General features: G+C 49.6%; 38 protein-coding genes. 9 read left to right on the top strand and 29 right to left on the bottom strand.

Annotated elements, in window-relative coordinates; genetic code table 11:
* The 17 genes from ACOTX5_RS09050 to ACOTX5_RS08970 form a co-directional block, all read right to left on the bottom strand.
* On the bottom strand, window positions 1–1,063 hold a 1,063-nt coding region (locus ACOTX5_RS09050; RefSeq protein ID WP_001544412.1), incomplete at its 3' end, for a phage tail protein.
* Window positions 1,060–1,665, bottom strand: a complete 606-nt coding sequence (locus ACOTX5_RS09045) for a phage tail protein I (RefSeq protein WP_063438822.1) — start codon at window positions 1,663–1,665, stop codon at window positions 1,060–1,062. The genes ACOTX5_RS09045 and ACOTX5_RS09050, both read right to left, overlap by 4 nt.
* Complete coding sequence (locus ACOTX5_RS09040; protein WP_000268280.1) at window positions 1,658–2,566, bottom strand: baseplate assembly protein; 909 nt, start codon at window positions 2,564–2,566, stop codon at window positions 1,658–1,660. Before ACOTX5_RS09040 ends, ACOTX5_RS09045 begins: the two co-directional genes overlap by 8 nt.
* Complete coding sequence (locus tag ACOTX5_RS09035; protein ID WP_000177590.1) at window positions 2,553–2,912, bottom strand: GPW/gp25 family protein; 360 nt, start codon at window positions 2,910–2,912, stop codon at window positions 2,553–2,555. Before ACOTX5_RS09035 ends, ACOTX5_RS09040 begins: the two co-directional genes overlap by 14 nt.
* Window positions 2,909–3,487, bottom strand: coding sequence for a phage baseplate assembly protein V (locus ACOTX5_RS09030; RefSeq protein WP_000993775.1), 579 nt, complete (start codon window positions 3,485–3,487; stop codon window positions 2,909–2,911). Before ACOTX5_RS09030 ends, ACOTX5_RS09035 begins: the two co-directional genes overlap by 4 nt.
* Before the next feature lie 68 nt (window positions 3,488–3,555).
* Window positions 3,556–4,002, bottom strand: coding sequence for a phage virion morphogenesis protein (locus ACOTX5_RS09025; RefSeq protein ID WP_000829141.1), 447 nt, complete (start codon window positions 4,000–4,002; stop codon window positions 3,556–3,558).
* Complete coding sequence (locus tag ACOTX5_RS09020) at window positions 3,995–4,426, bottom strand: phage tail protein (RefSeq protein ID WP_001039935.1); 432 nt, start codon at window positions 4,424–4,426, stop codon at window positions 3,995–3,997. The genes ACOTX5_RS09025 and ACOTX5_RS09020 overlap by 8 nt, the downstream gene beginning before the upstream one ends.
* Window positions 4,389–4,637, bottom strand: coding sequence for an Rz1-like lysis system protein LysC (lysC, locus tag ACOTX5_RS09015; RefSeq protein ID WP_224620943.1), 249 nt, complete (start codon window positions 4,635–4,637; stop codon window positions 4,389–4,391). Before lysC ends, ACOTX5_RS09020 begins: the two co-directional genes overlap by 38 nt.
* Window positions 4,522–4,950, bottom strand: coding sequence for an Rz-like lysis system protein LysB (gene lysB / locus ACOTX5_RS09010; protein ID WP_001080935.1), 429 nt, complete (start codon window positions 4,948–4,950; stop codon window positions 4,522–4,524). Before lysB ends, lysC begins: the two co-directional genes overlap by 116 nt.
* Complete coding sequence (locus ACOTX5_RS09005; protein WP_063438821.1) at window positions 4,947–5,324, bottom strand: DNZ54_00345 family protein; 378 nt, start codon at window positions 5,322–5,324, stop codon at window positions 4,947–4,949. Before ACOTX5_RS09005 ends, lysB begins: the two co-directional genes overlap by 4 nt.
* A 1-nt stretch (window position 5,325) precedes the next feature.
* A complete protein-coding gene (locus ACOTX5_RS09000; RefSeq protein ID WP_063438820.1) occupies window positions 5,326–5,838 on the bottom strand; it encodes a lysozyme in 513 nt (170 codons plus the stop codon).
* On the bottom strand, window positions 5,819–6,034 hold the full coding sequence (locus ACOTX5_RS08995) for an HP1 family phage holin (RefSeq protein WP_000171568.1): 216 nt from the start codon (window positions 6,032–6,034) through the stop codon (window positions 5,819–5,821). The genes ACOTX5_RS09000 and ACOTX5_RS08995 overlap by 20 nt, the downstream gene beginning before the upstream one ends.
* Window positions 6,035–6,037: 3 nt before the next feature.
* Window positions 6,038–6,241: a tail protein X gene (locus tag ACOTX5_RS08990; RefSeq protein WP_000868175.1), complete on the bottom strand. Its 204-nt coding sequence runs from the start codon at window positions 6,239–6,241 to the stop codon at window positions 6,038–6,040.
* Entirely contained in the window at window positions 6,241–6,705 is a 465-nt protein-coding gene (locus ACOTX5_RS08985; protein ID WP_000673523.1) for a head completion/stabilization protein, read from the bottom strand. The genes ACOTX5_RS08990 and ACOTX5_RS08985 overlap by 1 nt, the downstream gene beginning before the upstream one ends.
* A gap of 95 nt (window positions 6,706–6,800) precedes the next feature.
* Window positions 6,801–7,451 carry a terminase endonuclease subunit gene (locus ACOTX5_RS08980; RefSeq protein ID WP_024242289.1) on the bottom strand — a complete coding sequence of 217 codons (651 nt, stop codon included), beginning with the start codon at window positions 7,449–7,451 and terminating at the stop codon, window positions 6,801–6,803.
* Between the two features lie 3 nt (window positions 7,452–7,454).
* Window positions 7,455–8,513, bottom strand: coding sequence for a phage major capsid protein, P2 family (locus ACOTX5_RS08975; protein ID WP_024244551.1), 1,059 nt, complete (start codon window positions 8,511–8,513; stop codon window positions 7,455–7,457).
* Between the two features lie 16 nt (window positions 8,514–8,529).
* The gene (locus ACOTX5_RS08970) at window positions 8,530–9,363 is read right to left on the bottom strand and encodes a GPO family capsid scaffolding protein (protein WP_000216238.1); all 834 of its coding nucleotides are present in this window, start codon (window positions 9,361–9,363) and stop codon (window positions 8,530–8,532) included.
* 142 nt (window positions 9,364–9,505) lie between these two features.
* Here ACOTX5_RS08970 and ACOTX5_RS08965 point away from each other — a divergent pair, with 142 nt between their 5' ends.
* Window positions 9,506–11,272 carry a terminase ATPase subunit family protein gene (locus ACOTX5_RS08965; protein ID WP_063438819.1) on the top strand — a complete coding sequence of 589 codons (1,767 nt, stop codon included), beginning with the start codon at window positions 9,506–9,508 and terminating at the stop codon, window positions 11,270–11,272.
* The gene (locus ACOTX5_RS08960; RefSeq protein ID WP_063123440.1) at window positions 11,272–12,297 is read left to right on the top strand and encodes a phage portal protein; all 1,026 of its coding nucleotides are present in this window, start codon (window positions 11,272–11,274) and stop codon (window positions 12,295–12,297) included. Before ACOTX5_RS08965 ends, ACOTX5_RS08960 begins: the two co-directional genes overlap by 1 nt.
* Before the next feature lie 29 nt (window positions 12,298–12,326).
* Here the strand turns inward: ACOTX5_RS08960 and ACOTX5_RS08955 are convergent, their stop codons facing one another.
* Window positions 12,327–12,722, bottom strand: a complete 396-nt coding sequence (locus ACOTX5_RS08955; RefSeq protein ID WP_000030309.1) for a hypothetical protein — start codon at window positions 12,720–12,722, stop codon at window positions 12,327–12,329.
* A 2-nt stretch (window positions 12,723–12,724) separates the two neighbouring features.
* On the bottom strand, window positions 12,725–13,651 hold the full coding sequence (locus ACOTX5_RS08950) for a ParA family protein (protein ID WP_063123439.1): 927 nt from the start codon (window positions 13,649–13,651) through the stop codon (window positions 12,725–12,727).
* Window positions 13,652–13,985: 334 nt separating this feature from the next.
* Between ACOTX5_RS08950 and ACOTX5_RS08945 the strand changes: the two genes are divergently transcribed.
* From ACOTX5_RS08945 to ACOTX5_RS08935, 3 genes are read left to right on the top strand one after another with little or no spacing between them, the layout of a single operon-like run.
* Window positions 13,986–14,987 carry a hypothetical protein gene (locus ACOTX5_RS08945; protein ID WP_063438818.1) on the top strand — a complete coding sequence of 334 codons (1,002 nt, stop codon included), beginning with the start codon at window positions 13,986–13,988 and terminating at the stop codon, window positions 14,985–14,987.
* Window positions 14,987–16,066, top strand: a complete 1,080-nt coding sequence (locus ACOTX5_RS08940; RefSeq protein ID WP_001579965.1) for a hypothetical protein — start codon at window positions 14,987–14,989, stop codon at window positions 16,064–16,066. The genes ACOTX5_RS08945 and ACOTX5_RS08940 overlap by 1 nt, the downstream gene beginning before the upstream one ends.
* A complete protein-coding gene (locus ACOTX5_RS08935; RefSeq protein ID WP_000756243.1) occupies window positions 16,053–16,736 on the top strand; it encodes a hypothetical protein in 684 nt (227 codons plus the stop codon). The genes ACOTX5_RS08940 and ACOTX5_RS08935 overlap by 14 nt, the downstream gene beginning before the upstream one ends.
* 93 nt (window positions 16,737–16,829) lie before the next feature.
* Here the strand turns inward: ACOTX5_RS08935 and ACOTX5_RS08930 are convergent, their stop codons facing one another.
* From ACOTX5_RS08930 to ACOTX5_RS08885, 10 genes are all read right to left on the bottom strand, one after another.
* Window positions 16,830–17,063 carry a DinI-like family protein gene (locus tag ACOTX5_RS08930; RefSeq protein WP_001217575.1) on the bottom strand — a complete coding sequence of 78 codons (234 nt, stop codon included), beginning with the start codon at window positions 17,061–17,063 and terminating at the stop codon, window positions 16,830–16,832.
* Window positions 17,064–17,073: 10 nt separating this feature from the next.
* Complete coding sequence (locus tag ACOTX5_RS08925; RefSeq protein ID WP_001154434.1) at window positions 17,074–17,262, bottom strand: hypothetical protein; 189 nt, start codon at window positions 17,260–17,262, stop codon at window positions 17,074–17,076.
* Between the two features lie 153 nt (window positions 17,263–17,415).
* Window positions 17,416–19,830, bottom strand: a complete 2,415-nt coding sequence (locus tag ACOTX5_RS08920) for a replication endonuclease (RefSeq protein WP_063438817.1) — start codon at window positions 19,828–19,830, stop codon at window positions 17,416–17,418.
* Window positions 19,827–20,684: a DNA adenine methylase gene (locus tag ACOTX5_RS08915; protein WP_032176111.1), complete on the bottom strand. Its 858-nt coding sequence runs from the start codon at window positions 20,682–20,684 to the stop codon at window positions 19,827–19,829. Before ACOTX5_RS08915 ends, ACOTX5_RS08920 begins: the two co-directional genes overlap by 4 nt.
* A complete protein-coding gene (locus ACOTX5_RS08910) occupies window positions 20,681–20,908 on the bottom strand; it encodes a TraR/DksA family transcriptional regulator (RefSeq protein ID WP_000752613.1) in 228 nt (75 codons plus the stop codon). The genes ACOTX5_RS08915 and ACOTX5_RS08910 overlap by 4 nt, the downstream gene beginning before the upstream one ends.
* Window positions 20,908–21,141, bottom strand: a complete 234-nt coding sequence (locus ACOTX5_RS08905) for a DUF2732 family protein (RefSeq protein ID WP_001244212.1) — start codon at window positions 21,139–21,141, stop codon at window positions 20,908–20,910. The genes ACOTX5_RS08910 and ACOTX5_RS08905 overlap by 1 nt, the downstream gene beginning before the upstream one ends.
* A 67-nt stretch (window positions 21,142–21,208) precedes the next feature.
* Window positions 21,209–21,550 carry a DUF5347 family protein gene (locus ACOTX5_RS08900; protein ID WP_000996713.1) on the bottom strand — a complete coding sequence of 114 codons (342 nt, stop codon included), beginning with the start codon at window positions 21,548–21,550 and terminating at the stop codon, window positions 21,209–21,211.
* 117 nt (window positions 21,551–21,667) lie between these two features.
* Entirely contained in the window at window positions 21,668–21,964 is a 297-nt protein-coding gene (locus tag ACOTX5_RS08895; protein WP_072133365.1) for a phage filamentation protein Fil family protein, read from the bottom strand.
* Window positions 21,965–21,971: 7 nt separating this feature from the next.
* Window positions 21,972–22,481 (bottom strand): phage regulatory CII family protein, encoded by a 510-nt coding sequence (locus ACOTX5_RS08890; protein WP_000460891.1) that lies wholly within the window; start codon window positions 22,479–22,481, stop codon window positions 21,972–21,974.
* A 32-nt stretch (window positions 22,482–22,513) separates the two neighbouring features.
* Complete coding sequence (locus tag ACOTX5_RS08885; protein ID WP_001247707.1) at window positions 22,514–22,735, bottom strand: hypothetical protein; 222 nt, start codon at window positions 22,733–22,735, stop codon at window positions 22,514–22,516.
* Window positions 22,736–22,860: 125 nt separating this feature from the next.
* Here ACOTX5_RS08885 and ACOTX5_RS08880 point away from each other — a divergent pair, with 125 nt between their 5' ends.
* The 4 genes from ACOTX5_RS08880 (at window position 22,861) to ACOTX5_RS08865 (ending at window position 25,755) form a co-directional block, all read left to right on the top strand.
* Complete coding sequence (locus ACOTX5_RS08880) at window positions 22,861–23,430, top strand: phage repressor protein CI (protein ID WP_001047328.1); 570 nt, start codon at window positions 22,861–22,863, stop codon at window positions 23,428–23,430.
* Window positions 23,431–23,445: 15 nt separating this feature from the next.
* On the top strand, window positions 23,446–23,637 hold the full coding sequence (locus tag ACOTX5_RS08875; protein WP_000900884.1) for a hypothetical protein: 192 nt from the start codon (window positions 23,446–23,448) through the stop codon (window positions 23,635–23,637).
* A gap of 188 nt (window positions 23,638–23,825) precedes the next feature.
* Complete coding sequence (locus ACOTX5_RS08870; protein WP_000290937.1) at window positions 23,826–24,878, top strand: phage integrase; 1,053 nt, start codon at window positions 23,826–23,828, stop codon at window positions 24,876–24,878.
* A gap of 139 nt (window positions 24,879–25,017) precedes the next feature.
* Complete coding sequence (locus tag ACOTX5_RS08865) at window positions 25,018–25,755, top strand: GIY-YIG nuclease family protein (RefSeq protein WP_223832635.1); 738 nt, start codon at window positions 25,018–25,020, stop codon at window positions 25,753–25,755.
* Window positions 25,756–25,959 lie beyond the last annotated feature (204 nt).

The raw sequence follows: 25,959 nt of genomic DNA, 5'->3' as shown, positions 1-25,959 counted from the left end.
CTTCTCCCAAACCAAGGTATGTGAGAAGACCAGCTACATCCTTTCCACTCAAATTGGTAAGCGTATTGTCCAGCGGTTGTTTACCTGCCAGCGCATTAAGCATTGTCGTGGCAAAGTTCGGATCATTCCCCAGTGCCGCCGCCAGTTCGTTCAGTGTATCCAGTGCAGCAGGTGCAGAACCCACCATTCCTGCAATCGCCGATTTCACAAAAGCCGTAGTGGCAATCTGTGTATTGTTGACCGACTGCGCCGCCGTGGGGGCTGTTGGCGTTCCGGTGAGTGCCGGACTCGACAACGGTGCTTTTAGTGCCAGCGCATTGTTAATGGTGGTACTGAAATTCGGATCATTGTTAATGGCTGCGGCTATTTCTTTCAGCGTGTCCAGCGTGGCTGGCGCACCATTAATAAGGGCCGTCAGTGCCGCCTGTACAAACGCAGTGGTCGCAACCTGCGTGGTATTATTCCCCGCCGCTGGCGTTGGCGCTTTGGGGGTTCCGGTAAATGTCGGGCTGGCTTTTGGCGCGTACTGTGAATGCGGGTCCGGTGCGGCAAGATGTTTTGCCATCTGATCATCCGCGTACACCTTCAGCTCCAGTGCCTTGTCATCCACATACTTGCGGGTTGCCAGCACTACAGCAGGGTCGATTTTCAGGGTGATATTGTCCGTGCTGCTGGTAATCAGCACCATGCGCACGGTCTGAGTGCGCCCGCTACCTTCAGCCAGTTGCGGCTTATAGCTTTCCGGGCAGTTGCCCACGGCAATCAATGCCCCGGACTCATCAAACAAGCCCACTTCACGTATCCACCAACCGCCCTCGTTTTCAGGGATCACCTGTTCGGCAATAATCTGGCTGCTGTTCTGCGGGTCGATATAAAGCATATTCAGCGCAGCCCGGCGTTTCTCATTTACCAGTGCCGTCTGCTTTGCGTCCGGCGTTGGCAATACTCCACCGCCATCGCCCACCGCCATATGGGTAATTTTTAGCGGCACACCGAGCGCGGCGGCGCTGGCAAGTTTCGCCGCGCCAATATCCGTCAGCAGGGTATAAAATTTTGTGCTCATGGATTCACTCTCATTGTGTCAATAACATGGACCGCCCCGCCTTCATGCGCGGTGCCACCGGAAATAATCGTTTCGTTGATATACGGATAGATCGTGATTTCTTCGCCATGATAGCTGGCGGCTCCCACCCAATGCGGGCCGCTGGTCTGCAGATTGATGGACATGCCGATCATGTGGCGGCTACATGGTTTGGCATCGCTTATCAGTCGCTCAAGTTCCAGATAGGTATCTTCAGTGATGCCCTGGTCCTGCACGCCGATATCCAGGCGAAACGTGCCCGGTGTTTCTCCGGTCTGCCACCACTCAATAATGCGGATCAGGAATCCGAACGGCTCCACCACCCGCCGCACGGCACTGGTGGTCCCTTTATGCTGATGAATATAAAAAGCATCCTTCACCACCTGGCGCTTGACGCTTTCTGTCCAGCCCTCGTCCCAGCGATCCACAGAGAACGCCCAGGCGAGATAAGGCAGGAAACTGACCGGACAGGTTGCCGGATTCCACAAGTCACGAAGCGGCACCTGCAGATCAGAAATCCCGCTGCAGGTTTGCGCCAGTCGGCGCTCCAGTGGTGTTGAACCCGGTGGCAGCAGACTATTCATCCGTTCCTCCGTTGGTTACGCTCCACTGCGTACATGATGCCGCCTGTGTTTTGTTCAGGACCACATCCGCCAGAGGAGAAGCCAGCTCCACACGCTGCACCCCCTCAACATGCAGGGCGGCAAAGATGGCGCTACGGCGAATATCCCGACCAAGACGCGTCTGACTGGCGATGTACTTCTGCAGGCTGGCTTTTGCCGCTGCCATTACCGGCTCTGCTTCCGGTCCAGGATAGAGAAAAATGGTGGCTTCCACGCGATACGGGATGATTTCTGCGCTGCGAACCGTAAGACGGTCAGCCACCGGGCGGACGTTCTCACTGTTCAGAGCTTTTTCCACCACGTCCAGCAGGTCTTTTTCTGCAGTTCCATCGCCTTCGCGGCTAAGGACAGTCAGCACCACCTCTGCAGGTGCCGGGCTGGTTGCACTGGCATCCGCCACCCGACCGTCGGCGCTTCGGGCATGAAATTCATAAGCTGCAGTTGGCCCCGCAACAGAAAGCCCTTCAAAGGCTGCAGGCACACGCAGGCGCAACGCTTCATCGCTTTCCATCACAGCTGCAACGGGCGGCACAGCATCATTATCAGCAGGCGTCACCGTCAGGCGTGTCACGTTGTAGTTGGCAGCGAGCTGGTCAAGATCGCCGCCCATCGCGTAAGCCACCATCACCGCCTGCGCGGCTTCGTTAATGCGCTGGCGCAGAAGCAACTCACGGTAAGCGTTCTCCTGCAACAATTTAGTGGCGGGTTCAGATTCCAGTTCCAGCGTGCGGATCACTGCTTCCTGCTCATCTTTCGGATGAAGCGCCACAAATTCTGCCTTGCGTTCGGCAAGCAGCGTCTCAAAGTCCGGCACATCCACAATCTGCGGTGCAGGCAACTGCGAAAGGTCAATCACTGCCATTCTCTGCTCCTGTTGATACGGAAAGGGACACAGGCACACCGTTATTCCGCCGCCCGGTCAGCTCCACCACCATTGAACCGTCAAAATTGCTGTTGATGGTGATGGAATCCAGCGTCAACCGTGGCTCCCAGCGACTCAGCGCCACATACACTGCCGACATGACCTGCAGGCGTAATGCCGGATTTTGTGGCTGATCTATCAGTGCCGACAGCAGGGAACCATATTCCCGGCGGGCAATACGGCTACCCTGCGGTGTCAGCAGAATGTCCCGCACCGACTGGCGCAGATGATCAATATCAGTAATGACTTTGCCGCTGGTATTGTTCATCCCGCTATAAAGCGTCATACCGGGCCTCCGGTTGTATCGCCGCCTTTCAGGACGCCAGTATGCTGATGCGCATCAACCACGATCCCGTTAGAACTCATCGCTCCGCCGCCCTGGGTAACGCCACCATTGATCACCACTTCGCTGTTAATGCGCGTGCGGTCAGCCTCCAGTACAAACTCACTGGTTTTCATGGTGATGTTGTCAGCAGCCTCAATGACCATTGATTTGATGCCCCTGACATACCAGCGCCCGGTGGCGGGTTCGTATTCAAACCAGCCACCGTCAGGATGTTCTGTCACGCAGGCGTCCGCCGACGTCGACGGTGGTGCGAACTGATTCGAATAGACAGCGGGCAGCGCAAAGGCGGTTTCCAGATTGCCGCCCAGACTCAGCAGCACCACCTGCTCACCTTCCGATGGTCGCCACCATGTACGGGCATTCCCGGCACGCAGCGTCAGCCAGCTGATCCAGTTGGTTTCAAGCTCGCCCGTTTTCACCCGGCAAAGCCAGTTTTCCCTGTCCACTTCGGTGACTACCCCTGTGCGGATCAGGTTGGTGATAAGGCGCATGATTTCGGTTAATTGTGCGTTCATAGGGAAAGGTTGCCATCAGGGGAAGAAAGGCGGCAGTGCTGCAACTTGTATCAGTGCTGATACAAAGATCACCCCGCCAGCCATTGCAGAATCATGTCGCGGGTCATTGCCTCAACATCATCATTTACACCCAGAAGGCGACGCTCTGCGTAACGCACCTCCGGTCCCTTACGACTGACGCGATCTCGCAGGCCGTAATGGTGAACGCGGGCAATGCGCTGCACCTTGCCTTCAAACTGCACGCTGGCAGAGTCGGTGCTGGCGGCAGTTTTCAGGTATTTTGTGGTGCGCAGCTTTGCAAACATCTGACGTTTGATACGGCCTTTTTTACTGCGTGCTGTTACCCGTCGCGGTTCATAGCTGCTGCCGTCAGGGTTGCGCTGCATCCTGATATTCTGCTGCTGTGTCCGGCGAAGTTCCTGCGCCAGCTGGCGCATCATGCGGCTTCTCGAGGCTGGTTCCAGATTCGCCAGCAAGGCACTCAGCCAGTCGTCCACCTTCTGCAGTTCAGCCACGTTTCACCGTCCACATTTCTTCAGGTGCATCAGGTTCCGCTATAGCTTCAACGCTCGACACACTGCCGTCAGTGCTGACCAGCACACGTTCCGTCAGTTGCAGGTTCAGGCTGATATCACAGACATCGTTGCGCAGAATATCCACCTCAAAGGTGAATAGCTTTTCCCGTAACGCCGGGTTATTGATGGCATCGGGCTGGTTATCCCTCAGCCACAGCAAAACCGGGGCCATCAGCAGATTCTGGTCGCCGCTGAAATCCTCAATCACCGCGTTCAGTGTGTAACGGTACTCCCACGACATGGAGCTGGCCCCCGTGGCAACCAGCGAACCGTTATCCACAAACAGATGCAGTTTGTCCGGGTTATTGCGGACATAAGGCACCGCTTTATTGAGGGCGTGGCGCAGGGATTGTGGTTTGTTCACTGTTTCGCTCCTGACACGCAATAATCATGTCCACTTTGTCTGCACAGACCGCCCAGGCGGCCTCCGTTTCATCCAGCAACGCGTTCAGATCACCGTTAGTGCGCGGCGTTGCCTGATCCAGCCGACACGGCGTCACTCGCGGACAACCACTGACGGTAAGCCATACCTCCGGTGAGTGCCGGACGTTTCCGCAGCCGGATAATGTCAGCAGGCAAAGGAGTATCAGCCCAGCGGCGTAAATCCTCGTTCTCACGTTTCAGTTCCTCGATCCGGTGTTGTCGTTGTCTCAGCAGCGTGCTGGTCTGTTCTGCTTCGGCATAGAGCCGCGCCTGCTCCCGGTTATTGGTTTCAGTCAGAATGGACAGGCTGATAAGCTGGCTGTTGCTCTTTGCCAGTGCCTGGCTTTTGCTCTGCAGCTCGTCTGCCTGCGTGCTGATGGTCTGGCTGGCATCAGCCAGCCGCCACGTCTGCCAGCCCAGCGCCGCCAGTAATAACGTCAGCACAACCAGCAGCAACCGGTTCATGCTGCTACCTGTTGCGCCATCTGATTACGGGTGATCCAGAAGGCAATAACGGTCAGTAGATAAAAGACCAGGGTAATAGCCCACCCCGTCCAGGCGAGACTGACGACAATCAGCAATCGCATCACCCAGCTGATAAATACGTTTTCTTTTCGGGTAATTGTCTTCAGCAAAGATGCCCTCAACTCCTGCCAAAGCGGGCCATTCTTAATTAACACAGCCAGTGCTACCGGAATTACCGCCCATGTCAGCAAACAGGCTACCCAAACGCCGGACGCTGCCAGTACCGGAAAAATCCCCTGCGGATACACCATTGCGGCGATTAACAACGCCATCCATAACATCAGAAACAGCCCGCTGATTAATTTCTTTTTCATTTCAGTTTGCTCCCTGTAAACACCAGGCCATCTCCCGCGCACGGCGGTTATCCAGCCCCTGATTAAAAACACCTTTCACATAAACCCAGCGCGGCAACTGTCGGCACGCATCTGCCCAGCGCCGCTGATTGAGTAATTTCACCAGCGTGGAACTGCAGGCATTGCCCGTTCCCACGTTGAAGGCAAACGACACCGCAGCGTCATACACCTTCTGCGGCGGCTGTTGCTTCACACACCTTTCCAGCGCCCGCTCCACTCGTAGCACGTTGGAGATCAGCCCTTCAGCTGCCTGTCGTTCCGTAATAATTTTGCCGGGAATGACGCCAGATGTATTACCAATGCCGTCGGTCCAGACGCCCGCGCTGCACTGATACGGCTGCAGACGACAGCCTTCGTAATCGGCAATCAGTTTCAGCCCCTCCACGGAGGTGTGAAGCTGCTGAAAACCCGGCAGCGTGGCAGCAATAGCCAGCACGGCCCCGACAAGGCAGCGTTTAACGATTGATGGATTCATAGTCCTCCCGCGAGATCTGCCCGTCGCGCAGAAGCTGGTAGGCTTTGTGTTTGTAGTACCAGTTGATAGCCAGCATCAGCACACCAATCATCAGGCCGCCCAGCGTTGAGGCATCCTTGATGGACAAATCGCCCAGCCAGGCCAGCACAACGGCGATGCAGTACGTGATAAAGGCGCTGATTCGCTCAAGCGTCATAATTCAGTCCCATAGCTGGACGGTCTGCACGGTGGTGGTAGTCGGAATGTCCGGCAGCTCCACCTGCAGCCCGTGAGGTAAAAAGGGGCCGTATTCGGCAAGCCCCGGATTTGCCTTCAGTACCTGCTCCGTGACACCCTGCGTGCGCCCGTAATGACGCCAGCAAAGCGCGTCCACCGTGTCATACTGATGCGCACGCACTTTCATCAGATAAGCTCCACTGTGCAGTGCGGCGCGTCCTGTACCCGGCTGATGGCCCAGCGGGCGTCACGCCATAAATCACCGCTGGCTTCCGCCAGTTCCTCGCCTCGCTTCACACCAGACGCCGTGGCGTCATAGTCCTGGTATCGTTCGTTGAGCATGGCGCGTGCCCAGCAGTAAACCGCGTTGAAATAGTGCTGAATGCGCTCACTTTTCCCGTCCAGCTGTTCTGCCGGAACCTCTGCCAGCGAGGCATACCCCAGCATCTGCTGGCGTCTGCGAAACTCATACAGCTCTGCGTTGACCTCCGAAATTGCCGACAGCGCAACCTGCTTTAAACGCGGCTGCGTCACCGTGCCGTCAGTGCGCATGACACTGCGAAACTCCGACAAGTCCACATCAGGCCAGAACGGCGTATTCCTGATGATTTCCGCCTGTTCCGGTGCCTGTTCTGGCGCAACAAACTTCATGCTGCTTTCTCCTGAAATAGAGGGCGGTGGACGGGGTTTTGATGTGGCAGTGCCTTTCGCCACCCCGTGCCGCCCGTGCGCGGGGGCACGTTCTGTCAGCGGCTGTCATTGCGCAGTCTGCGCTCCAGCTGCTGTTTGTCTTTTTTCACGCCACAGCGGGGATCGAGCTGTAACGCCTGGTTGAGATGATTAAGGGCGGAAGCCGGATTGCTTTCACTCAGGACAGCGCCAATCGCTTTATGCAGACGCGCCCGTGACTGGTCCGGCATATCCAGACCGTCTGTCAGCTCCAGCGTCTGCAGCAACAGATCGGCATCAAACCCGGTAGTGGCAAGCATTGCGCTCTGTGCCGCGTCTGCCATTTCCTCTGCCAGCACGGTCTGCACATTGCGGTTACCCAGCGGCATCACCCAGCCATGACGCAGGGCATGACGCCCGATCTCCAGCGCCCCGGCATAATCTCCGGCATCAATGCGCCACAGCATCACGTACATCAGCACGTCATCCTGTTGAGCGCCTCCGGCAGCCAGGACTCCCTCCGCCCAGGCGGCATATTTCGGCAGCAGCTCCACCTTGATTTCCGCTTTTTTGACCGTGGACTGAACGCCCTTGAGACGGCGGCGGTCTTCCGCCAGTTGCAGCAGCATCAGGTCATAGCCCGATGCGTGGCGAACACTGCCGCCCTCGCGGGCGGCCTGTTCAGCCTGAACGCGCAGGCGATGCTGCCGTGCGGGACTCAGGCTCATGGATTACGCTCCGGTTTCGGCTGCGGCGGCGCTGAAATCACCAATCTGGATGTTTTCCACCAGTGCGGCGCAGCGGTAGTCCTCAACCACATAGGCTTCATTAACGGATTCAAAGTTTTCAATCCGGTCACGTTTCGGGTTGTCGATAACTGAACGGCGGCGGGTGTCTTCCTGCCAGTAGATGGACAGGTTATCCAGACGGGTGATCAGCAGTGCATTCGGCGGGAAGAACGGCGCACGCACGGCCTGCAGGCCACCCATGCGTTTCTGACTGATGATCATATCGGCAGCGAGTTTTTCACTGTTTTCCTGCTCTTTGTTGACTAGCGGGAAATACTTGTCAGACAGCAGTTCACGACCGCAAATCACCACCAGATCGTCATCGTCCTGGTAGACCACGTCGATAAGCTCATTAACGGCATCCATCACCACGGCGTCCAGGTTGGCATATTCGCCACCTTTACCGACTTTCACCGCGCTCGGTGTGGTTTCACCGCCCGTGGTGGTGCTGCCCATGACGTGATCCGGTGCATCCTCACGGATTTTCTGCAGCCAGCCTTTGTTTACATCCTGCAACAGCGGGTTTTCACTACGGTTGGAGGTTTTCGCACGCTTCACGCCGTTAAAGCCGATCATGATGCGGTCCAGTGCCTGACGTTTCACGATGGCGTCACGGATACGCACCTGGAAATCCTGAAACTTCGCCCACAGGTCCAGCTTCGCGTAGGTCAGCACCGTGTCAAAGTTGGTCTGCTCGCATTTATATTCCACATCGACCATCAGCGTCGGATCGACAGGTTCACGCTCTTTCGCGGTGGTGTCAGTGGTTCCGGCAATGGTGCTGCCAACACCCAGCCCCAGCAGCTGACCGGACTGCTCAGTCACTGGGGTGACATTAATCAGCGTCAGGAAAGCGGCGGACTGCTGGATCTGGTCTTCCAGCGTCTGCTGCACAGACGGCTCCACAGTGAACTTGCTGGACAGTTCTTCAACTGCCACACCGTTCAGACGCGCCAGCTGCTGCAGGTAAGCGTTAAAAGCAAAGCGGGTATTCTTCTTCATCAGGTTTTGTGCTCCATCAGCAATTGGTCAGAGTGTCAGCGGGGGCGTTACCGCCTGTTGCACGCTGGCGGTAGTCCTGGCGGCTGTCTTCATGACTCAGCTTATTCACCAGTTCGTTAAAGGCGGTCTGCTGTGCCTGCAGGGCAGTCTCCAGCTCAGACAGGCGTTCTTCCTGCTCAGACAGGGATTTTTCGGTGCGTGCGCTCAGGTTTTGCTGCTCAGTGGCGACCAGCTCCACGGCCTTATGCACATCAGAGAACCGGGCGTCATCGGACTGCTCTTTTTTGGTAAACAGCGCCGTGACGCGGGCAAACAGGGACGGTTTGTCGTCCTGGATTTCTTCCAGTTCGATCACCGTTTCCTCTGCAGCGGTAAAGAGATTGGCAGGATTCTGCTTGCGGTTTGCCAGCGGGTTATGGGCTGCACTGGCGCTGAATGTCAGCATTTCCGTACCCAGACTGGCAGGGTCATCAGTGGCAGCCAGGCCGACCAGGTAGGCTTTGCCCGTATCAGCGAACTTCGGGCTGACTTCCATAGAGGTGAATAATTTCTGGCCTTTTTTCACCAGTTCCACCAGGGACTCCGTTGGCTCAACGTCAGCATACAGCGCCATCTTGCCTGCCAGCGGACCTTCCGTGATTTCTTCAGCAAACAGCGCCGTCACCTTGCCGTAGCGGTTAAAGGTGCTGTCCGGCAGATAAGACTTGATGTGCTCAAGGTTAATCAGCGCGGTATACACCGCCGGGTTATAGCTGGCTGCCATCTGTTCCAGCCATTCACGCTGGATTTCGCGTCCGTCGGTGGTGGCACCTTCCACCCCGATGCGAAAACGCTTTGCTTTCACTGTCATGAGCCGTGCTCCGTTAGAAAAAACTTACTGGAGCCTTATGGTTGCGGTGATAGGGGCAGTGAAACAATGCGCGGTATTTGTACCGACAACCACACAAACCGCAGGCGGGGAAAGCCTTCATTCAAGGCTGTAGGTTTGTGCCATGAACACCACACTGACACCCGCAGATCTCGATCCCCGTCGGCAGGCCATGCTGCTGTACTTTCAGGGATACCGCGTAGCCCGCATTGCTGAAATGCTGGGCGAGAAAGTTGCAACCGTTCACAGCTGGAAAAAACGCGACAAGTGGAGTGACTATGGGCCGCTGGATCAGATGCAGCTCACCACCGCCGCACGCTACTGCCAGCTCATTATGAAGGAGCACAAAGAAGGGAAAGATTTCAAAGAGATTGACCTGCTGGCGCGCCAGTCGGAGCGCCATGCGCGGATCGGCAAGTTTAACAATGGCGGCAACGAAGCCGACTTAAACCCTAACGTCGCCAACCGCAACAAAGGCCCGCGCCGTCAGCCGGAAAAGAACGTTTTCACCGATGAACAGATTGAGAAGCTGGAAGAAATCTTCCATTCCTCCATGTTCAACTACCAGCGCCACTGGTGGGAAGCCGGAAAAACCAACCGCATCCGCAACCTGCTGAAGTCACGCCAGATCGGCGCGACCTTCTATTTTGCCCGTGAAGCCCTGATTGACGCCCTGCTAACCGGGCGTAACCAGATTTTCCTTTCCGCCAGCAAGGCACAGGCCCACGTCTTTAAGCAGTACATCATCGACTTCGCCAAAGAAGTGGAGGTGGAGCTGAAAGGCGATCCGATGGTGCTTCCTAACGGGGCCACGCTGTACTTCCTCGGCACCAATGCCCGCACGGCCCAGAGTTACCACGGCAACCTGTATCTGGATGAATATTTCTGGATACCGAAATTCCAGGAGCTGCGCAAAGTGGCTTCCGGTATGGCTATTCACAAGAAATGGCGACAGACCTATTTTTCCACGCCATCCAGTCTGACACACAGTGCTTATCCGTTCTGGTCCGGTGCGCTGTTCAACCGTGGGCGCAACAAAGCCGATAAGGTGGACATCGACCTGTCCCACAGCAATCTGGCCCCCGGCCTGCTGTGCGCAGACGGGCAATACCGCCAGATAGTCACCGTGGAAGATGCGGTGCGCGGCGGCTGTAACCTGTTCGACCTTGACCAGTTGCGCATGGAGTACAGCCCTGACGAATACCAGAACCTGCTGATGTGCGAGTTCGTGGACGATCTCGCGTCCGTGTTCCCGCTCAGCGAATTGCAGGCGTGCATGGTGGACAGCTGGGAAGTCTGGACCGATTTTCAGGCTCTGGCGCTGCGCCCGTTTGGCTGGCGCGAGGTCTGGATCGGATACGACCCGGCGAAAGGCACGCAGAACGGTGACAGCGCCGGGTGCGTGGTGGTGGCACCGCCAACCGTGCCGGGCGGCAAGTTCCGCATTCTGGAGCGACACCAGTGGCGCGGGATGGACTTCCGCGCCCAGGCTGACGCCATTAAAAAACTGACGCAGCAGTACAACGTGACCTATATCGGCATCGACTCGACCGGCGTCGGTCACGGTGTCTACGAGAACGTGAAAGCGTTCTTTCCTGCCGTGCGGGAGTTTGTCTACAACCCCAACGTTAAAAACGCCCTGGTACTCAAGGCCTACGACATTATCAGCCACCGCCGTCTGGAGTTTGACGCCGGACACACCGACATAGCGCAGTCCTTTATGGCAATCCGTCGCGCCACCACCGCCAGCGGCAACCGTCCGACCTATGAAGCCAGCCGCAGCGAAGAAGCCAGCCATGCGGATCTGGCATGGGCAACAATGCACGCACTGTTTAACGAACCGCTGCAGGGCGAGTCTGCCAATACCAGCAATATTGTGGAGATTTTTTGATGGGAAAGAGTAAAAAAAACCGCGTAGCGGCGATGAATCAGATCCAGCATAAAAGCCAGACTTCAGCCGAAGCATTCAGCTTCGGCGATCCCGTTCCTGTTCTGGACCGTCGTGAACTGCTGGACTATGTGGAATGCGTACAGATGGATCGCTGGTATGAGCCGCCTGTGAGTTTCGACGGACTGGCGCGAACCTTCCGCGCCGCCGTACACCACAGCTCACCGATTGCAGTAAAGTGCAACATTCTGACCAGCACCTATATCCCTCACCCGCTGCTCAGCCAGCAGGCTTTTTCACGTTTTGTGCAAGACTATCTGGTATTTGGTAACGCCTACCTTGAGAAACGCACGAACCGATTCGGTGAAGTTATCGCCCTTGAGCCTGCACTGGCCAAATACACCCGACGCGGGTTAGACCTGGATACCTACTGGTTTGTGCAATACGGCATGACCACGCAGCCGTATCAGTTCACGAAAGGCAGCATTTTCCATCTGATGGAACCGGACATAAATCAGGAGATCTATGGCCTGCCCGGCTATCTTTCTGCTATTCCGTCCGCCCTGCTCAATGAGTCCGCCACGCTGTTCCGTCGAAAGTATTACATAAACGGCAGTCATGCTGGCTTCATCATGTACATGACCGATGCCGCGCAGAACCAGGAGGACGTGAACAACCTCCGCAACGCGATGAAAAGCGCCAAAGGACCGGGTAACTTCCGCAACCTGTTTATGTACTCGCCTAACGGCAAAAAGGACGGGCTTCAGATTATCCCGTTGTCAGAGGTCGCGGCGAAGGATGAGTTTCTGAATATCAAGAACGTGAGCCGGGATGACATGATGGCTGCGCATCGTGTGCCGCCACAAATGATGGGGATTATGCCGAATAATGTTGGGGGTTTTGGGGATGTGGAGAAGGCTAGTAAGGTTTTTGTACGTAATGAACTATTGCCTCTTCAGAAACGATTAGAAGAGTTAAATAGGTGGCTTGGCGAAAATGTCATTAATTTTACGAACTATGAACTATGACAAATAGCCGCCAAATTGGCGGCTATTAATTACTTTTTATTCTGAATAGCATCAGAACGGAGTTTAGCACCTACTGTCGACTCAATAATATTATCTCTAATTTTCTCGAGTTTATCGCTTTTCATTACAGCGACCTCGACATGACGAGCGAATTTTTCAAACTCAGATTTAGTCTTAAGCTCACGCGACAAAAGCTCGCAACCTTGTTCTCTTGACTCACACTGGTTAAGTAAAACAAGCAATTCGTTATAGCTAAAATTATCTACTGAACTTATCTTTGCACCAGTACTATTACGTTTTTTAACTACCTTAAGGACGAATTGATACTCGCCCGAAATAATTTTTTCCAATTCCCCTTCATTGAGTTCAAGAACTGCATCTTGTAATTCACGAAATAGCACAGTTAAAGTTTTAGCTTTACTCACTTTTATTCTCCAATCTTTTGAAGGAATTCATCAACAAAATCCTCAATCTCTCCTACAATAGAAGAGTGAGTTGAATGCGAGTAGCCAATTAATGCTACAGGAATTCCATCTCTAGGGGCATCAGCAAAGATAGTTTTATTCTCCCTAAAAATAGCATCAAATACGGGAACACCTAGACGTTTTGTCTGCGCAATATACTGTCTTTGCGCGGCAATAGGTTGTTCTGAATGAATTTGAATCATAGTAAAAACTACTCCGAGAATCTCAGGAGATACCCTTTCATAATCTTCATCTTTATCGGCATAGAAATTATAGTCTGTAACTAGAGAATCTACGCTTCTTTTTAAATAATCAATACCTAGCGTTGACAAATAATCAGGTTTTGCTGGTATCAAAATCTTATCTGATGCAATCAAAGCATTTTTTGTTACGATATTAAAGTTAGGTGGACAATCAATTAAAACAACATCATAATTCATTTCGTCAGCTAGTATTTGAAGTTCCTCTCTAAGTTTACCATGAACTTTAAGATATTTTTTTTGAGTTTGACTGGGGCTAGCCCCTCCTAGAAGAGTCGCAAGCTCAAGATCAACATTTATCAACCCGAGGTGGGAAGATATTAAATCCAAACATCCACCTTTTCTATCAAATCTACTATTAACAGGTTCAGGTCGTACTCTTAGAGTCGAAAGAGGCATTGTTTGCTCTCCCTGACTAATACAATCAAACCAGTTTTTAATGGTCCTTTCATTTTTAAGATGTTCATCCCAATAATCGGGAGTTAGAAACGAAAATGTCAGGCTTGCCTGAGCATCCATATCCAGAACTAAAACATTCTTTCCTCGGAATGCTAATTCAGCGGCTAAATTAGACGTAACTGTTGTTTTACCAACGCCACCTTTATAATTTATGATGGAAACTATTTGCATTATTATCATTATCCTTGTGAGTTATTAGGTTTTTCTGTGCCAAATTAAAATACATCTTATTTTCATCAACTCAAGAAATTTTAACTCAATGCGCGCGCTCGTATCCCCGCCACGCCTGCTCACTTCACATAGTGGTTTTCATGCAATCGCATGAACTCTTCAAAGTCTCTCCAGAACTGGAGTGCCTAGACATAAACGATCCCTTTGCGATCATGCATTTTCATGCGCTATAGTCATGCAACAAACACATACAAACCATACGGTTAGATTACACATCAAATCAGATGGATTTAATGGCAGATTGCCACAGCAATTTTAAAGGAGCGATTATAAAATGGGTGGAGAAACTTCGGCTATACAACGAGTCGCAGGTAAAATTTCTGATGATATTTTCTCTGTATTCAAATGGGATCGCGCCGCTAGAGCGGACATGAATTGGGAATGTTGCCAAGAGGTACATTCCAAGAAAACCCATCCAAGTGATGTTGTATTTTTCTACACAGACCCTTATGAAGAGGAAATGGTCTATCTCAATACAGATCTAAAGAGCTATGCGGAGGGATCTATTGGTAAAAAAATGGTCGAAGGTGCCTTAACCTCACTTGCTTTAGCTACCGAGTGTGCGAATGTAAGTAAAGAGTGGCGATTGAAATACGTTCATGATGATTCTTTAGGTTATAATGTAAGAGGTTTGTTATTTTTGTATAATCATGATAATCTATATGATAAAGATTTCTATGAAAATATTACAAAAAAATTAGATCATTCCGTTATAAATTGTCCTCCAAACATAAAACTACACTTACTTGACCCCTATAAAATATCTGATTTAATAAATATATCCTCTGACATAACCAAATTAATAGGCTCTGGAAAACTTCCACAGCCTGATAAGTTTACTTACTATTACCCAGATCTTTCTTTAACAAGAATAAAACACCCCATCAACCAAACAACACCTGCGACAATTGAATTATTAACATCGCCATACATCATAATTAAACATGAGGCTTTTAGCTGGCTTAAAAAAGATATCCCAGAAGGGTATGTTGTTTATTACAATCAACCCGGTGATTCATTAGATGAATTCGTGTACTTTTTTGACATGCTATCAACTTATCAGATACTCACTGAAGGCAAACCAATTTTATTACGTCATTGTCATATCCATCCAAATGAAAATGCTATTCATCATTTTGAAAAAGCTAAAAAGAAATACAGTACAGACTGGCTGTTAGGTGAGGATGAAAGACTTTTTCTTAAATTTGACTTCGAAAAGACAGACAAAGTTGTAGTTGAATATAATCTTGAAAAAATTGGGATGGAGCAACGATAATGGCTAAAAAATTATACTTTGCGACTGACAAGAATATTTATGATGCTTTGCATCATAAAAGAATAACCCCTGCAAAATTACATGAATTATTGCTAAATAGAGGTGTTTTTTTATCACCAGAACTCGACAAGGAAATACTTATCGAGGAAATATCAAAACTCCCCCATGGTTTTAATGAATTAGAGCATATAAAAAAGATGGTCAAAACATATGATCCAAGAGAAAGCATTACCAGTGTGAGTTTTCAGACCACAACAAATCAGGCCGAATTAAAGAGCGCAGCTGAAGCATTGAAAAAAACATGTTCACCCAGTAAAGGGCAAAGCTTGAATATCGTAGCGAAAAAAGATGGTTCTCTGACAGTAGAATATAACTATGAAGAAATAGACTTATCTAAAACCGCTCTGCGTCAAATAGATAAACGGAATGTCATAATAGAACTTCGCCCTGGTGTTGACAAGGTTGAAGTACGTATGCCACAGAATCCTGAGGCAAAAAAAGTTATTGAGGGTCTGCAAAACGAGCTGTCTAAAATCAAATCTGAGCCTATTGAACGTTTTGAAATTTCTTTAATGGCAATCACTGACCCTACATTGCGAAGCCAGTTCTTTCAAGAGTTAATGAATGGACTACATGGTTATGAGACTGATGATGTAACGAAAGTAGAATTAAATCGCAGTATTGACGCAAGTGAAGATGAAGACAAAGAAGAAACAATCGATACCGGATTCGTCAAGAAAGCTGTTTTGAATGGTGAAGGTGTTAATAGTTCGCCTATATTTTCTCAACTACACGAGAAAGGTTATTATATAGGCCGTATCGCATGGTCTTCAAAACCGACAAGTGGAGTTGGTGACAGAATTAACGTTGAAGCATTTTTCAAAGACTCTGAAAATTGCTGTGACTTTGCCTATCAAATTAAAGGGATAAATAATCAAAAAGAAGACGGATTCAATGTGACAATTCGTGCGGCAACGGCACAAGAGAAAAGACATATTAGTGAATTAATTGAGTCAGCCGCTGAAAATGCCTATAATATAATAATAGGACCAGAGGTAAACGAACATGAAGAAGGTTAAGTGGCTCAAATTAAACATACGGCTTGAATTTGAAAAAGCTGTTAAACGTCTTTCTCTTGATTCTTTTACCGAGGATAAGGGGAAAGGGTTTATTTTTGATAAAATACGTCATGATTCTGCACATGGACGCTTTGTTGAGCGTATTATTTATCACGATCAAGTTTCTAATTTTGACGGAAGCGAAACTATCGTAGAAAGAGTCGAATACCGCACTACTAATTTCAGTGTATCTTTAGATACTCTTCCTATAATGCAACTTACTAACCCTCCGCGAACGTTAAAACCGTTTTCACAGGCCTTAGTCAGAAATCTTGGCTTAGGCGTTAGCCTAGAAGAGATTGATATAAATCCGATGGATTGGCTCAACGAAATATCTTCAAATGTGAATATAAATCTAACACAGCTGGATATTTCTAGAGTTAGAGTCGCTGATTACGCTACAGCTAAAATGCAAATAATTGGCAGCAGTGACCTTAGAAAATATTATAAAGAAGAATTAGAGGGGAAGAAAATAAGAATTGACAAACTTGTTTGCTCCGTTAATTCATTAGAGTATTCTGGTAAACTTAAAATTACTAATAACGCTCTTGCTTACATTGACGTTAAAAATGAAAATAATTTTACAAAAATTGTATTTGATACGTTGAGAAAGATTGCTCTTCAATCATAGATGGCTTATAAGGTGTTTTTTAACTAACACCTTGACTTAATTGCTGTTCAACGTGCTGGCGTCAGAATTAATTACTGACGCCAGCAACGTTTCTTAATGCAGCCAGCTGTCGTCTTCCCACACCTTCTGCATAATTTTCATCACTTGTTTTCTTTCTTCGTCCAGTTGCAGTCCGGTTAGTTCCACACCGTTAGAGCTACCTTTGCGAATGCGAATTACCGTTTTGGGATACAGGGGGCGCAGATTGCGGTAAAGCTCGGATTCAAGGGCGTCCAGGGTAGACTGGCTAATCTTCTGCTCTTTATCGATCATTATTTCAATGCGCATAAAAGTCACCTCAGCTGATGACATCCATTGAGCGGTTGTATTCGTGGGTTCTGATTTTTGCCATGAGTTCATCAGTCAATTCAGAAACCCACTGCAGAGCCAGCCCCTTCTCTTCATCACTACACTCACTAGCCGCTACAAGCTTAAGAAAAAAATCAATGCGCTGGAGCTTCAAAGACTCCAAAAAATAGTCCTGCATCTTTCCTCCTATGACACCACACGCAATGCTGTATGCATAACCACTGTTTATATTTACAGTATATAATAATCTTACTGATGTAAAACGTTTTTTTACGTTCATCAGCCTGATATGTCTGGTATTATTAAGAGCACGAATTGTTAACCCGCGTAATTAATACAGGTTCCGCCACTGATCATCTTCCTGCAAATGCTGGTTCCGATAGAAGATACGCAGGCCTGCTCCTGACGGAATACTGCCTCCGCGAAGGAGTAAATCGACCTCTTTCTCGCTGCCATCAAATCCTCTGGACTTCAGCTCATACACGAGCTGCAGTCGCTGATGGTCTGTAATTCGCTGTTTGTAGTCTTTACGCCGTTTCGGTTTCACCAGGCGTAACCTTGCTGCCAGTTCCCGGCGCTCTTTTTTGCTCATACTGTGCAGGTAATCGTGCAACTCCTTGTCATCCATGCTGGTAATGTCCGTTCTGGGGTCCCCATCAGCTGATTTATCTTTCTCCTGTTGGTTCAAATTTTCAGCAAGGGGACAGTTATTGCCACGAGTCCAAGGGGCGCAAGCGCCCTGGTCGGCTGCCGCCTCCTGAACGTCAACGGCCTTACGAACCATTTTCCACTTCACCGCATGAGTGCAGATCTTGCCCTCTGCAATGGGTGACCAGATGCCATAAATACGAATACCGTGATCGCCATAGGCGGTCGGCTCTTCGTTGATTTCATAAGCAGTTCTGATGAGGTGATATTTGCGGGGAACCAGTACGCCGCCCTGCTTCATGATGTAGGTGGCAAAACAACCAGCATCAGCAGCAGCCAGGATTGCATCAAGGCGCGGGTTATCCAGTACCGGCGCACCTGCTTTTTTGTCCCCCTGTTGCCTTGCCGCCTGACCAGCCAGCAATCGCAGTTCACGGTAAGCCTGACGCCCCGGAATGCCAAAGAAGCGGAATTGCTGAACACGATGCAGAGACGCCCAGGCATTAACGTATTCAGCGTTATCACGCAGGGATTTACCCGTTTCCTTGCTGATCTCGCCAGCCAGACCACGCCCGTCAATGTTCTTACTGATGTATTTCGCGATGTAGCTTGTTGGCGTACCTTTGCGCGGGTTTATCAGCTCAGACTTAAAGCGTGGCCCCGTGTTATTGCCCAGCTCCTCGCGGTCTTCACGGATGGCAAACTTACGCAACAATGCAGTAATGGCGCGGCGGTCTTTTTTGCGCATGAAACACAACAGGTGCCAGTGAACTGTGCCGTCATGATGCGGTTCAGCCACCCGCACGCCATACCAGCGCAACCCGGCTTTGTGCATAGCCTTACGAAATGCAGCAAACATGCCGACCAGATAATCGCTGCTTTGTCTTACCGTCGCGTTTGTCCAGGTCGGGTTTGGTCTGCCGTTATTGAGCGTGGAATGGAAACGCGACGGACAGGTGATAGTGTAGAAAACGGCACAGTCACTGCGCATTTCTGCGATAAGCTCAAGACCTTTAACACAGGCCATCATCTCATTGCGGCGATGCGCCGGGTTGCTGCTGCTGGCGTTTACCACATCCTCCATGTCCAGCGTGTCGCCGTCTTCGTTCACCAGTTCATGAGAACGGAAAAACTCCAGCGACTTACGGCGCTGCTCACGTTTATGCATCACGGCTTCATAGCTGACATAGGGAGATGCTTTTTTGCTGACCAGGCAAACAGCACGCAACTGCTCTTCCCGCCATTCGCAACGCATCTTCCATAATTTCCGGTACCACCAATCGGCGCACAACATACGCGCCAGCGAACCCGGAATGAGTTCATAGGGCACGGGTTTACGGCGGTTTCTTTTCCGACGAAGTTGCTCAAACGCAGGCGGGATAACATCCAGTCGCAGGGTTTCTGCTGCCACCTTTTCCCATGTCTTGCGGATTTCTTCTGGCTTAACATCATCGGTGGCGTACAAATCACCACAAGCGGCATCAAGACACATGCTCATATGCGCAGCGACAAGAGTAGACAGGCGTTTCACCTGATCCTGACTCATTTCAGGCAGAATCAGCAGGCCGTCCAGCCCTACATGGCTTGCCATAAAACGAAAAGATGCAGATAGCTGGCTGTCGCGTACATGCTCCAGTCGCTCCAAACATGGCTTAATCGTCTCACGCAAATAGCGGGAATAAGCCTTTGGCCTGCCCAAGCTGCTGAAGTATTCAATACGTTGCATCAGCGGCTTGCTGATATGGGAAGGCTGGGCATTGACGTCCGCCAGAATGACCATATCTGGATTAAAACGCTGCTGCTCATGCGCCAGCTTTGCCCGACTAATGAGCTTATCCTGCTCCATTTCGCGCTGGACAGGATCACGGGATTCATTAAAGAAATAACGCTCCCAGACCTGATCACTCAGTGCCTCGCGGCGCAGGTGTTCCTGCTCGTTATCGGCAGCGTACAGAGCGATCAGGTTTGAAAGCGCAGAAACCGGCGCAACTTCCGCCGGGTCCAGATAAGGGTTAATGGCCTTTTTCGGGCTGTTCCATGAGAACGCTGCGGCAGCCTCGTTAAAGCCGCAGCAGTTGTTCATATCGGCATGGCTCATGCACGTACTCCGTACACGGCAGAACTATCCACGCCACGCGAATAATCAAATCCCACCCAGCAGCGCGGCCCGGAAACAGCAATGATTTCTGTTGCTGATTTACCCTCGCCAGCTGCCACACCGATGCTGCGTTTTACCTTGATATAGTGGTGAGTAAAATTGCGATACAGCGAACGGATCAGGGATGTATCACTGTTAGAAACAATGACCGGATGTCCTTCTGATGACCGATGTTCAAGAACGGATGCCAGGTGATACTGGTCATCTTCAGTGAAACCATCAGTGTGATAGCCGGAAAACGTACCGTCATACGGCGGATCGCAATACACCACATCCCCCGCCTTCAACATCGCCAGCGTTTCATCAAAGCTGGCGCAGATAAACGTTGCTCGCTGGGCTTTTTCTGCAAATGCGCGAATTTCTTTTTCAGGGAAATACGGATTTTTATAATTACCGTAGGGAATGTTGAAATGCCCGCTCTTGTTATAGCGACATAAACCACGGTAACCGTGACGATTGAGATACAGGAAATATACCGCTTTCATGAAATCAGTAATTTCAGTTGAGTAATTAAACTCCTGCCTTATGTTGTAATAAGCCACCCCCCTGTTTGCGATCTCAAATAAAACTCTGGCGCGAGATATAAACGATTCACAATCAGCAGCAACCTTTTTATAGAGGTTGATTAAATCAGGATTAATATCCGCAACAAGATAGCTGGGGTACTCCGTCTCCATCATCACTGCACAGGAACCCGCGAAAGGTTCAACCAGTCGCGGGCCAGCAGGAAGATGCTTTTTCAGTTCGGACATAATGGCGGTTTTATTTCCCGCCCATTTCAGGATGGTGCTCATACAGCACCTCCGTTGTAATGTTTGCCTTTCAGCTCTGCGATTTCCTGACAGGTAATGCAAAGCTGCACACCCGGAATGGCACGGCGGCGTGCTGGCGGAATTGGCGCTTCACACTCAATGCAAAGCACGCGGGACACGCCCGGCGTTTTGGCACGGGCAGCACGGATATGACGCTGGCGTTCTTCTTCAACGCGCTGCTGTACGAGATCCATTGCATCAGCCATTAGTGGATCTCCTGCGCTTCGTTCTGGATTGCTTCAGCTGCCACACGCAGCAGTTCAGCCGCTTCAACGTGGTTTAGCTGGCGGGATGTGATATGGCACGCAAGGCTATCAAGGCGAGCTGCCATTGCTTCAGCTCTTGCCCGACGTTCTTCCAGACGAGCCTCTGTCAGTAAAATATTAAGTCCTGCGTCATCCGGTCCGGTTTTAGTCGAGAGGGTTTCAATATTACGCATAATCAATTCTCCTGAATTTAGATAAAGGAATGCCCGGCGGGTTTACGCCATGAATTTCATTAATTGGTTAATTCGGCATGGCTAGCCGTCTGGGAAATAAGCTCACCACTGCACGAAGATGATTCATTACTTTAATCAACTCCCGCTTTTCGTCAGTGGTCAGCTCATTAATGCTGATGCTATGACGTTCAGCTGGAATTTTTGCTATAAAGAATATAGCAGCCAGTGCTCGTTTATTTCGTTCATAATTAACATCCCGTGGATCACGTATATCTTTAATAAACCGCTCAAGCTCTGACTCAATATTCAGGCCAAATACTTTCGCCCTTAATTCCGCAATATGATTAAGTCCATTCAGGCGTTCACCTGGGCTTAATGGAACAGTTGCTGCAGCGCCATTAATTGCCATACTTCATATTCCCCAAACGCAGCTATCGTTCTTTGTTCTTACGGTAACGCTCAAGAGGAGATACATTTTTTCGTATCGTCTCTTTAACCTGCTCTCCCCGTAAAAACGTCCCATCCTTTAACGTGAAAAAGTAACTGCCATCTCCCGACAATGACGGATAGCAACAGAGCAAATCATCTTCAGGTACTGAATAACTCTCCCCTCTGTAACGAAACTGATAAACCACTTCACTTTCTGCCGCATACATTTGGACTTTCTCCGTTTCCTCGTGGTCAATTCAGACAGCAATTCATCTTGTGAATGACATGGATGCCAGCGTTTTCCATCCTCACCCGTGATCCAGCCGTGACCGTAGTGCATTGCCGGGCTTTGTTTTACCAGCAGCGATGCAAATGATGGTTCTTTCGTCAGCATAAGCACCTCACAGCAAACCGAATGAAGCACCGAGGCCAGTCACGGTATCAACTGCACTCGCCATCGCAGGATTAGCCTGTAAACGGGCCTGCAATGAAACAGCAGCCAGCGCCATCAGTCGTGTTACAGAGTTAATGCTGCTGATAGCATCACGACGACCGGCACAGGTTTTTACATCGCCAGACACCGCACCTGCAGCAACACGCCCGATCTCTGCGGTTGCACTCATGACGTAATGTGGCAGTTTCTCTTTTGCCACCTCATTAATCGGTACACATGGCAGACAATGAATCTGTGCCAGAAAACCATCTACCAGCGTTGAATCTTCAGTCAGATCGGTAAGCAGCCAGATTTCTGGTGCGGTTAATAAATGAGGCTGAGCTGGGTTCAGCTTGTTCCGCAGAATCTGCACATTCATGCCTGCACGTTCTGCCAGTTGCACCAGATTGTGGCGCAGTGCAAATGCACGACAGGCTTCATCAAAATGTGGATGTTTGGAAACTTGGTAATCAAACATGGTCAATGCCTCTGATGTATTTCAGAATCGAACTAATTAAGGTTTAGATTGCATTCTGAAAGCGCATCAACGGTCATTGCTGCTATGTTGATCATCACTTTTTCGCGTTTTTTATCTTTGCGCAGACGGTGACGGATAAGGCGTCCATCAGCCAACATGTCATTGATGGTATCGATGGATAGCCCTGTCAGCTCGCTATAGCGTTCAATAGTCACATGAGGCGTGGTAAGAGTGATTGAAATGTTAGGTCTCATGATGCAACATTCCTCGTTTAATGATGATTAATCAGGACGAATACGGATCGTTTGTATTTTGTGAACACCATAAACATACGATCGCACAGTGAAATCGTCAAGATAAAAGTTCACTTGGAGTGACCATGAATTTGGAGAAAGGCGGACGAGGCGCCATAGAGCGCATGGTAGAAGCTTATGGATTCAAGACTCGACAGGCGTTGTGCGATCATTTAGGAATCTCTAAAAGTACACTCGCCACACGCTACATGCGTGACTCATTCCCAGCAGAATGGGTAATCCAGTGCGCCCTTGAAACGGGCACCTCGCTTAATTGGCTCACAACCGGACATGGTTCAAAGCAAACTTCAGGTAATACAAATACTATGGAAGTTGCTAAATATGTATTATCTGATGGTGCCTTGCGTGAAGACGGTTTTTATATTTTTGATAAGGGATTTCTACCCTCTACGTTTAAAAAACCTTTTGTCATCACAGATAACAATTCTGAATTTATTTGTGATAAAGAATTTGATGACATACGTGATGGTAAATGGGTAATAAGTATTGATGGCGAAGTAACGATCCGTGACATTACTCGTTTACCCGGTGGAAGAATCTTCGTCGAGGGTGGAAACAGAGCCTTCGAATGTAAGATAGAAGACATTGAAATAATTGGTAAAATTATAAGTTTAACAGTTAAATATGTTAGATAATACCGGGAGGAAACTATGCTTGGTAAAGTATTTTTTGTGGTTTTATCATGCTCTTTGTTATTAAGCCCACTAACTACCTATGCTAAAAATTATCCTTGTTCTGGGAAAAAGGGAGGTGTCTCTCACTGTACCTCCGATGGAAAATTTGTTTGCAATGATGGAACTATTAGTAAATCCAAAAAAATCTGTACTAAAAACTCACGATAACTTTTGCTTTTATATCTGCGTCTAAAATAAAAATGAGCCGCAGGTTAACCGCAAAAGTTACATGCTCACATAGCAAAAAGAATAGCCAACTTCATTATGGCTTCAGTGAGATGTATGGTCGTAGGATTTCATACATTGACACTGGTTATACATACAGTAAAAATGCTCTCTACTGGAGGGCATTTTTTATGGCAGTACGAAAACTCACCACTGGGAAATGGCTTTGCGAATGTTACCCCGCCGGACGAAGTGGGCGTCGTGTGCGTAAACAATTCGCCACCAAAGGCGAAGCACTGGCTTTTGAGCGCCACACGATGGAAGAAACCGAAGCAAAGCCCTGGCTGGGTGAATCAGTGGATCGTCGAACACTGAAAGACGTGGTTGAGCTATGGTTCAAACTCCATGGTAAATCTCTGACAGCTGGGCAGCATGTCTATGACAAATTGCTGTTGATGGTTGACGCTCTGGGCAATCCTCTTGCAACCGATCTCACCTCTAAAATGTTTGCCCACTATCGAGATAAACGCCTGACAGGCGAGATCTACTTCAGCGAGAAATGGAAGAAAGGAGCAAGCCCGGTCACCATTAACCTGGAGCAAAGCTATCTAAGTAGTGTTTTTAGCGAACTATCCCGTCTGGGCGAATGGTCGTATCCGAACCCACTGGAGAACATGCGAAAATTCACCATCGCAGAAAAAGAGATGGCATGGCTTACCCATGAGCAGATTGTTGAATTGCTGGCTGATTGCAAACGTCAGGACCCAATTCTGGCACTGGTAGTTAAGATATGCTTAAGCACAGGCGCACGCTGGCGTGAAGCCGTAAATCTTACCCGCTCACAGGTGACCAAATACCGAATTACCTTTGTCAGAACGAAGGGGAAGAAAAACAGAAGCATCCCTATCAGTAAAGAGCTTTACGAAGAGATCATGGCGCTTGATGGGTTCAATTTCTTCACAGACTGCTATTTTCAATTTTTATCCGTGATGGAAAAAACGTCTATCGTGCTCCCTCGCGGTCAACTCACACACGTTCTGCGCCATACGTTTGCGGCGCACTTCATGATGTCGGGTGGAAACATTCTGGCCTTACAAAAAATTCTCGGACACCACGATATAAAAATGACTATGCGTTACGCACATCTGGCACCGGATCATCTGGAAACGGCGCTCCGTTTCAATCCTCTGGCAACGCTGCCAAGTGGCGACAAAGTGGCGGCAGCGGTTGGCATTACCCCGTAATAACCACCACTGACCACCAACCTAACTTATTGTTTTTAATCTAACTTATTGTTTTCATTAACCCGTTTACATAAATGGGTTTTTTGTTGCCTGAAATTCTATGACTCAGAAAACCAACTAATTACAACCACGCATTCTTATGTTGTACGCTAGCGCGAATGCCTATCAGACCAAAAATCCGCTTACCCTCACTCTTTTCCCTGTCTTGCTCAACAAAACCATCGCACTCAGGCAGCAAATGAATAAAATCAGGAAAAAGGTCAGTAAGGAAAGCCACATGTTCGATTTTTATCCCGAGAAAATCTACAGCCGAGTGGAAGTCATGGGTAAACCATCTTCAGTTCCGCCAGTGAATGGTGTCTACTTCTGGTGGTTCAAGGAAATCCCGCCAGGTGTGCCGACCGATGGCTGTATTACCTATGACGCGTACACGCTGCTTTATGTAGGTATTTCACCCGACCAACGAGGGAAACCTAACAGCCGTTCAAATTTAAGAACACGTATCAAAACGCATTACAGCGGTAATGCAGCTGGCTCCACGCTTAGGCGCACACTTGGCGTGCTATTAAGCAGTGTAAGTAGTTTCCCCCTGCGCCGCGTTGGATCTGGCTCCAGAATGACATTTACGCATTCAGGCGAGCAGTGGCTTGATGCCTGGATGGAAAACAATGCCAAAGTTCACTGGCTCCCTGCTGAAGCGCCCTGGGAACTTGAAGACACGCTGATCGCATCGCTTTCCTTACCATTAAATATCCAGGGAAATGCTCATGACTTTAAAATGACGCTTTCAGGAATGCGAAGTAAGGCTGCTGCGCAGGCAAGATTGATGGAGATTGCTGATGAGAGAGGTTTCAAAAGGAGATTGGCAGCGCAGTAACTTGATAGATCGCCGGTGCAAATTGCCTGTCAAAATCATTAGATTGATTGTTCATGCAGTTTTCAGATGAGAATGTATGGTCATGCAACCTATCACTCCAAACTATCATTTAGTATGCAAACATTAATGGTGTTTGTACGAGGCGGAATTTACCCGCGGGGTATGAGTTTACATAAAGTATACCGCATAGGTGTGACACTTATT

It is taken from the genome of Enterobacter cloacae complex sp. IR5441 (assembly GCF_049238215.1).
Lineage (GTDB): Bacteria > Pseudomonadota > Gammaproteobacteria > Enterobacterales > Enterobacteriaceae > Enterobacter > Enterobacter hormaechei_C.
The sequence above is the reverse complement of the archived record's forward strand: the minus strand, read 5'-3'. Positions and strand labels throughout refer to the sequence as shown.

What these genes read in the sequence shown, in the direction of transcription:
- ACOTX5_RS08995 (WP_000171568.1), bottom strand. Translation starts at nt 6,034, where the DNA reads ATGACGCTTGAGCGAATCAGCGCCTTTATCACGTACTGCATCGCCGTT.
- ACOTX5_RS08950 (WP_063123439.1), bottom strand. Translation starts at nt 13,651, where the DNA reads ATGCAAATAGTTTCCATCATAAATTATAAAGGTGGCGTTGGTAAAACA.
- ACOTX5_RS08915 (WP_032176111.1), bottom strand. Translation starts at nt 20,684, where the DNA reads ATGAGCACCATCCTGAAATGGGCGGGAAATAAAACCGCCATTATGTCC.
- ACOTX5_RS09035 (WP_000177590.1), bottom strand. Translation starts at nt 2,912, where the DNA reads ATGACGCTTTATAGCGGGATGAACAATACCAGCGGCAAAGTCATTACT.
- ACOTX5_RS08875 (WP_000900884.1), top strand. Translation starts at nt 23,446, where the DNA reads ATGCTTGGTAAAGTATTTTTTGTGGTTTTATCATGCTCTTTGTTATTA.
- ACOTX5_RS08970 (WP_000216238.1), bottom strand. Translation starts at nt 9,363, where the DNA reads ATGACAGTGAAAGCAAAGCGTTTTCGCATCGGGGTGGAAGGTGCCACC.
- ACOTX5_RS09040 (WP_000268280.1), bottom strand. Translation starts at nt 2,566, where the DNA reads ATGGCAGTGATTGACCTTTCGCAGTTGCCTGCACCGCAGATTGTGGAT.
- ACOTX5_RS08985 (WP_000673523.1), bottom strand. Translation starts at nt 6,705, where the DNA reads ATGAAGTTTGTTGCGCCAGAACAGGCACCGGAACAGGCGGAAATCATC.
- ACOTX5_RS08945 (WP_063438818.1), top strand. Translation starts at nt 13,986, where the DNA reads ATGGGTGGAGAAACTTCGGCTATACAACGAGTCGCAGGTAAAATTTCT.
- ACOTX5_RS08895 (WP_072133365.1), bottom strand. Translation starts at nt 21,964, where the DNA reads ATGCTGACGAAAGAACCATCATTTGCATCGCTGCTGGTAAAACAAAGC.
- lysB (WP_001080935.1), bottom strand. Translation starts at nt 4,950, where the DNA reads ATGAACCGGTTGCTGCTGGTTGTGCTGACGTTATTACTGGCGGCGCTG.
- ACOTX5_RS09045 (WP_063438822.1), bottom strand. Translation starts at nt 1,665, where the DNA reads ATGAATAGTCTGCTGCCACCGGGTTCAACACCACTGGAGCGCCGACTG.
- ACOTX5_RS08905 (WP_001244212.1), bottom strand. Translation starts at nt 21,141, where the DNA reads ATGCGTAATATTGAAACCCTCTCGACTAAAACCGGACCGGATGACGCA.
- ACOTX5_RS08980 (WP_024242289.1), bottom strand. Translation starts at nt 7,451, where the DNA reads ATGAGCCTGAGTCCCGCACGGCAGCATCGCCTGCGCGTTCAGGCTGAA.
- ACOTX5_RS08930 (WP_001217575.1), bottom strand. Translation starts at nt 17,063, where the DNA reads ATGCGCATTGAAATAATGATCGATAAAGAGCAGAAGATTAGCCAGTCT.
- ACOTX5_RS08925 (WP_001154434.1), bottom strand. Translation starts at nt 17,262, where the DNA reads ATGCAGGACTATTTTTTGGAGTCTTTGAAGCTCCAGCGCATTGATTTT.
- ACOTX5_RS08880 (WP_001047328.1), top strand. Translation starts at nt 22,861, where the DNA reads ATGAATTTGGAGAAAGGCGGACGAGGCGCCATAGAGCGCATGGTAGAA.
- ACOTX5_RS08870 (WP_000290937.1), top strand. Translation starts at nt 23,826, where the DNA reads ATGGCAGTACGAAAACTCACCACTGGGAAATGGCTTTGCGAATGTTAC.
- ACOTX5_RS08900 (WP_000996713.1), bottom strand. Translation starts at nt 21,550, where the DNA reads ATGGCAATTAATGGCGCTGCAGCAACTGTTCCATTAAGCCCAGGTGAA.
- ACOTX5_RS08965 (WP_063438819.1), top strand. Translation starts at nt 9,506, where the DNA reads ATGAACACCACACTGACACCCGCAGATCTCGATCCCCGTCGGCAGGCC.
- ACOTX5_RS08935 (WP_000756243.1), top strand. Translation starts at nt 16,053, where the DNA reads ATGAAGAAGGTTAAGTGGCTCAAATTAAACATACGGCTTGAATTTGAA.
- ACOTX5_RS08920 (WP_063438817.1), bottom strand. Translation starts at nt 19,830, where the DNA reads ATGAGCCATGCCGATATGAACAACTGCTGCGGCTTTAACGAGGCTGCC.
- ACOTX5_RS08885 (WP_001247707.1), bottom strand. Translation starts at nt 22,735, where the DNA reads ATGAGACCTAACATTTCAATCACTCTTACCACGCCTCATGTGACTATT.
- ACOTX5_RS09030 (WP_000993775.1), bottom strand. Translation starts at nt 3,487, where the DNA reads ATGAACGCACAATTAACCGAAATCATGCGCCTTATCACCAACCTGATC.
- ACOTX5_RS09005 (WP_063438821.1), bottom strand. Translation starts at nt 5,324, where the DNA reads ATGAAAAAGAAATTAATCAGCGGGCTGTTTCTGATGTTATGGATGGCG.
- ACOTX5_RS08960 (WP_063123440.1), top strand. Translation starts at nt 11,272, where the DNA reads ATGGGAAAGAGTAAAAAAAACCGCGTAGCGGCGATGAATCAGATCCAG.
- ACOTX5_RS08990 (WP_000868175.1), bottom strand. Translation starts at nt 6,241, where the DNA reads ATGAAAGTGCGTGCGCATCAGTATGACACGGTGGACGCGCTTTGCTGG.
- ACOTX5_RS08865 (WP_223832635.1), top strand. Translation starts at nt 25,018, where the DNA reads ATGTTGTACGCTAGCGCGAATGCCTATCAGACCAAAAATCCGCTTACC.
- ACOTX5_RS08975 (WP_024244551.1), bottom strand. Translation starts at nt 8,513, where the DNA reads ATGAAGAAGAATACCCGCTTTGCTTTTAACGCTTACCTGCAGCAGCTG.
- ACOTX5_RS09000 (WP_063438820.1), bottom strand. Translation starts at nt 5,838, where the DNA reads ATGAATCCATCAATCGTTAAACGCTGCCTTGTCGGGGCCGTGCTGGCT.
- ACOTX5_RS08890 (WP_000460891.1), bottom strand. Translation starts at nt 22,481, where the DNA reads ATGTTTGATTACCAAGTTTCCAAACATCCACATTTTGATGAAGCCTGT.
- ACOTX5_RS08940 (WP_001579965.1), top strand. Translation starts at nt 14,987, where the DNA reads ATGGCTAAAAAATTATACTTTGCGACTGACAAGAATATTTATGATGCT.
- ACOTX5_RS08910 (WP_000752613.1), bottom strand. Translation starts at nt 20,908, where the DNA reads ATGGCTGATGCAATGGATCTCGTACAGCAGCGCGTTGAAGAAGAACGC.